Here is a 4875-nt window from a genome sequence, read left to right as displayed (position 1 = left end):
CGCCAGCGACGACTCCCGCGGCTCCAGCCTGTTGAACCGATACACGAACCGTTCATGCAGCTCAGCCAGCCCAGACGACCAACGCCGGACATCCGCCGGCACCACATCCCACCCCATGCCCAGCACAACGATCCGACTGCCAAACCGTCACGGCAAAGACCGTTGCAGTACTAACCGAGGAATGAGATGAGGAGAGCCATGAGGGTGGTTGTCGGCCTGCCCGGCCTCGTTGGTGACGTCCGCCATGGCGTCCTCAAGGGCCTTGTCGGCGGGCAGCAGCCGCATCGTCACCCCAACCGTCAAGATCACGTCGGAGACGTACAGCAGCAGCGGGGCCATGAAGTTGACGCCCACCGGCAACACGGGGAACTGTTTGATCCATGCCGTGGCGGTGTACCAGGGATCGGCACCCTCCCAGCTGCGGGCCGCCATGCGGGTGGGCTCCCGGGCGTCCATCTCGGCAGGCCAGCAGCTCGCGCGATCCATGCCCCGGGTGTCGTTGATCCAGTGGTCGGGCGCATAGGTGTGGTGAATCAGCGACGCGAGCGCGGGCTCGTCGAGGTTGCGTACCCAGCGCAGCTGGGCGCCGCCCAGACCGCGTATGAACTGCTCGATCTCCTTACCCAGCACCTCGCCGTACCCGTCGTGCAGGGTCTTGTAGGTGAGGGCCTCAGCCGCAAGCTCCTGGGTGTAAGGGATGCCCAGCACCAGGAACAGCCGCCGGTCCTCGGCGTAGACCGAAACCATGTCGACCAACTGGTCGTAGGACTCGCTCAGCCAGGATGGTGCTGACGGATCCCGCCGCACCGCGGCATCGTGGGCGTGCGCGTTGGGGTCGGTGGGCAGCAACCTGGCCAGCCACTGCACATACTCGATGCGACCTCCGCTCTCAGCGGTCTCCTTGAGCAGGTACTCGTAGGCGGAGACCAGCGCTTCCTTGTCCGCACCGTCCAATCCGCCGAAGTTCTTTGCCCCCTCGACCTCGATGCAGGTCACGAACATGGACTCGGTGGGCTGGAGCAGAACGGCGATGTCCCCGTACCCGGTCTTCGCCGCGATCCATTCCAGGGCCTCCGGCACGCCCACCGGCTGGGCCACCGGTATCGGCGCGCCGTCCCGGCGGCGCCCGGCGAGCGGGGCTGTCGACTTGTACAGGAGCTTGCCGTCACGCAGCAGCCGACGGTGGGTGCGACGGATTTCGTACCAGCGAAGGAAGGTGCGGCCCTTGTGGGGGACCATCGTGACGTAGATGCACGTTCCGGCAGCCCCGAGAGCCCCGAGGATCTTCAAAGGGGTCCCGGGCAAGCCGGCCAGCAAGCCGACGGCCAGGACGATGCCCCCAAGCAGGACCAGTTGCTCGTCCATTTCGAAGCGGCGCCCCAGCAGACCGCGTGGACGCGGTCGGGGGAAGCTGAAGACGCGGTCCATCGCGACTCCTTTCTCAAAGCGTGGTAGGTGAGGTGAGAGCTGCCGCTAGCTCGCGGGCGGCGGGGGCGGAGGAGCGGGTGCCGGAGGCGGAGGAGCCTGACCGCCCGGCCTGGGCGGAAGCGAGGAAGCCTGACCGCCCTGCCTGGGCGGGGCCGGGGGAGCACCCCCCGGACTTGATCCGGGAGCGCCACGCCGCGGAGGCGGAGCAGGCGCCGGTCGCCGCGCCCCGCCCGGGGCGCCACCGCCCCCTCCGCCGCGGCCGCCACCGCGCGGACTGCCGCCGGGCCCACCGGGGCTCTTGCCCTTGCCGGAGCCGCCGCCTTGCTGGGCCCCACCGCCACCGCCACCGCCATCGCCACCGCCACCGCCGTCGCCAGAAGCGTTGTTGGCGCCATCCTTCGCGGACTGCACGGCCTGATCGCGCAGCTGGTCGCCGGCTTCCTTGACGGCCATCGCCGCGGCGGCAGGTGGAGCGGCCTTGCTCGCCGCCCCTGCGGCACCCCCTCCACCCCCGGCCGGCGGTTTGGACGCGGCCTGCGCCTGCAGGTCGTTCTGTCTCTGCTTTCCCTGCTGATGCGCGGCCTTGGCCCGCTGCTCTGCTTCGTCCTTGACCTGGGCCATGGCATGCATCTCGTCACCGACGATGGGCAGCCATTTCGCGATCTGGAAGGGCATGAACAGGGCGATGAACAGCAATACAATAAAGGTGATGCAGGAGCCTATGGCCTCCGGCGCGGTCATGTCGTGGCTGGTGTCGGCGACGCCGTCCAAGAGGGCGCCTGCCAGGGCGAGGGCGAGGTAGATGCCCAGTTTGCTCGCGATGACCCCGCCCATGATCCCGACCCATTTACGGGTGTGGCCCCACAAATCCTTGTCGACAAGACCGGAGAACACTATCGGTCCGAAGATGAGCCCGAGGAGGATGAGTGCGTCGCGGACAACCAACATGACCCATAGGCCGAACACCGCAAACAGGATCATCAGGCCGATCGGAATGGCGATGACTACTCCGAAGCCGGGTACCAGAACGGATATAACGGCCAGTGCGGTGAAGATGACCAGTCCGCCGACGAACACTTCGGCTATGTAGTCGCCGAGGATCGCCTCGGCCGCACTGTCGATGAAGTCGACTGTGGTCATCACCATTGCCGGCATGAGTCCCGCCACGGCCACGGACATCAGCAGGTAGCCGACGTTCTCCATGGCGGCCTGGGCAACAGGCACACCCCGGACCACTCGCTTCACCACCGAGATCAGCCACTGGACCATGGTGAAGACGGTGGCGAGGGCGAAGACGAGACCGTACAGGCGAATGAATCCTGGATTCCCCCAGTCGATTTCCGTCACGACTAGTCCCCCTTGCCCTTCTTGGCTGGCCCGGGCTTCTTACCGTTCTTGGGTGCGGTCGGCTTCTTGCCAGTGAGTTCTTCACCGAAGGCACCGAACATGCTCTTGGTTCCGGAACGCAGCTTCTGCTCCAGGTAGCCGAGCGGGTCACTGGCGAAGTCGATGGCCTCACTCACACCCTCGACAACGGAATCAGCGCCTGACTTGTCGTACAGCCACTTGGCGCCCTCATCCGCCTTCTCGCAGACCATCTTTCCGCCCGGCGCATTGCACGGATTGAGCCAGACCGGAAGGTCATTATCCGCGTGAGCCTTGGGTGCTGCTGGTCCAGCCACCACAATGGAAACGGCGAACATGGCGGCGACAACGCCCTGCGCCATGCGCCGCCGAAGGAAATCAGCCAGCATAGCGCGGTGCCTCGAATTCCTTGTTGGCCAGGCGCATTTCATCGGTCGATGACGCCGACTGGTCGGCCGAGACCAGCGGAGTGGGGCCCTCGGCCTGGTCGATCGTGGCGACCTTCCAGTCACCATCCTCCCACTGCAAGATCAGCGCGTAGGTCGAGTAGGTGCCGGAGACAGGCATCTTCGACTTGTCCGTGGGAACCCCCACCACCTCGCTCATCCACACCCGGACCGCGGCCGTGTCGTTGGAGTAGGACCGCACGCTCGTGCCGAGCGAGGCGGCCCGCATGACCATGTCCGGCGCCGACTGCTCGGTTGCGCCGAGCGCCGCCATCAGGCCCTTGACCGTCTGATCGTCCTGCGCCTGCTGAGCGGCCAGCGCGGACGACGTCATGACTGTCTTCAGCACCCGATGACGCAGCGCCCGGTCGGTGAAGTAGCCCGGCGCGGAACGGGCCATCTGATAGTTGACCGCGGCCGCCGCAGCACCGTCCTTGGTGCGCGGGTATCCCACAGGGACGCCGCTCTTGACGGTCTTCGCCTTGACCCCGGGCCCGCTGCCGCCGGCCCGGGAGGTGGGCGTGGAGTCTGTGGGCGTCTCGAGAGGCCCCTTGCCGTCCGTGCCCCCTCCGCCGCCGACCAGGGTCAGCGCCACCCCGAGTGCCAGCACGACACCGAAGATGATCGCGCCGATCTTCGCCCTGCGCCACGGAGACGCCGCCCCGGTCCCAGGAGTCTCCGACGGCTCCGCTGTCAGGCTCCGTGTTCCGGTCTGCTTCTGGTTCCCGGCCATTAGATTCCAAACCCGTAGACGATGCCGAAGAGTGTCGACATGGAGGCGACTGCGAAAAGACCAAGAAGAGAGCTGGCGACCATCGTCTGCCCCTTCTTTGTCTCCATCGTGTTGTGCTGCTGATTTCCGACACGGATATGCACGGCGCCCACGACGGCACTTCCGAGCAGGAAGAGAACGGCGCCAGCCATGACCACCCCGACGATGATCTTCGCTTTGGTTCCAATGGCGCCGAATACGGCCCAGTCCGGCTTGATCCCGTCCGTGATGACGCCTATGTCTCCCTCGGCAGCGAGCTGCACCACCTGCTGTGTTACCTGCACAAATCCCTCCCAGGCCACGAAAGCCTGCCCCAGTCCGCGTGAAGGACCTGGACAACTGGTCATCGACAACGAGGAATTCACTCAACATGCCGAATGGCCGCCAGCTCGAAAATTGAGAAGCGACTAAAACGCCTCCCCAGTCGATATGTTGACGCATCGGCAATTCAATGCCTTAGAATTCAGCGCAAGTTGTCGAATCCCTGCTGCTCTCACTCGGCGCAGACGCTAGCCGCGCAGCGTGCGGCTATGTAGTGGCGCATTCGCAGCCCTGGGACGCCCGGCTAAACGGGCTCACCCCATGGCACGGGAATTGCGGTTCCCGTCCCTCGTGGCGGGATGCGCATCGACGACTGGGGATCGAGATATGAGCACAGCCATACGCATCGCCGGGGGTGGGGCAGGGTCATTGCATGATCGAGATCTGTCTGGGTTCGTCACGTGAGTCCGAGGGCTCGTAGGGGCCGGTGGTAGTCGCGGCCGGTGTGGCGGAGGGCGGCGGCGATGTTGGTGTGGCCGTCCTGGCGGAAGACGCTGATGGCGAGGTTGCGCAGGGAGGCCATGGCGCGGGGCAGGGTGCCGG

5 protein-coding genes are annotated in these 4875 nt (G+C 66.0%); all 5 read right to left on the bottom strand.

Annotated features, from left to right (window positions below; translation table 11 throughout):
• Positions 1-147 precede the first annotated feature (147 nt).
• Positions 148-1428: an SCO6880 family protein gene (locus QMZ92_RS35570; protein ID WP_283302050.1), complete on the bottom strand. Its 1281-nt coding sequence runs from the start codon at positions 1426-1428 to the stop codon at positions 148-150.
• A 45-nt stretch (positions 1429-1473) separates the two neighbouring features.
• Positions 1474-2775 (bottom strand): hypothetical protein, encoded by a 1302-nt coding sequence (locus QMZ92_RS35565; RefSeq protein ID WP_283302048.1) that lies wholly within the window; start codon positions 2773-2775, stop codon positions 1474-1476.
• A gap of 2 nt (positions 2776-2777) precedes the next feature.
• On the bottom strand, positions 2778-3182 hold the full coding sequence (locus QMZ92_RS35560; RefSeq protein ID WP_283302047.1) for a hypothetical protein: 405 nt from the start codon (positions 3180-3182) through the stop codon (positions 2778-2780).
• Positions 3172-3849 carry a DUF8175 domain-containg protein gene (locus tag QMZ92_RS35555; RefSeq protein ID WP_283302045.1) on the bottom strand — a complete coding sequence of 226 codons (678 nt, stop codon included), beginning with the start codon at positions 3847-3849 and terminating at the stop codon, positions 3172-3174. Before QMZ92_RS35555 ends, QMZ92_RS35560 begins: the two co-directional genes overlap by 11 nt.
• 122 nt (positions 3850-3971) lie before the next feature.
• Positions 3972-4295, bottom strand: coding sequence for a DUF8827 family protein (locus tag QMZ92_RS35550; RefSeq protein ID WP_283302044.1), 324 nt, complete (start codon positions 4293-4295; stop codon positions 3972-3974).
• Positions 4296-4875: the final 580 nt, after the last annotated feature.

Source organism: Streptomyces sp. HNM0645, from assembly GCF_030056615.1.
GTDB lineage: Bacteria > Actinomycetota > Actinomycetes > Streptomycetales > Streptomycetaceae > Streptomyces > Streptomyces marianii.
The sequence above is the reverse complement of the archived record's forward strand: the minus strand, read 5'-3'. Positions and strand labels throughout refer to the sequence as shown.